This window comes from Bacillus cereus group sp. N8, from assembly GCF_016483685.1.
GTDB lineage: Bacteria > Bacillota > Bacilli > Bacillales > Bacillaceae_G > Bacillus_A > Bacillus_A proteolyticus.
Window position 1 is genome coordinate 1 of record NZ_JAEHBK010000243.1, and the last position, 231, is coordinate 231.

A 231-nucleotide genomic window follows, 5' to 3' on the forward strand; every position below is an offset into this window, starting at 1 on the left:
GGACGGCCAACTTTGCTCATCTCTTCCTAGTGACTGTGGGGGTTGCCATTCTTGCTTCGGCGGGTGCCAAAGTTGTGCCGGCTGGTTCACAGTCGTTAGTTCTTCTTGCTTTTCATCCATACCAGTCGGTAAAACTATGTTAGGCATTTATGATTCTCTCGGTTTTGTATGCTCAAACTTGAACTTTTCTTGCACACTTTCATCTTTTTCTTTTTTCTTTGTTGTTACACC

At 43.7% G+C, this 231-nt stretch carries 1 pseudogene; it reads right to left on the reverse strand.

Annotated elements, in window-relative coordinates:
- Nucleotides 1-231 (reverse strand): annotated as a pseudogene (locus JDS80_RS31155) (DNA mismatch repair endonuclease MutL); the annotation flags it as partial.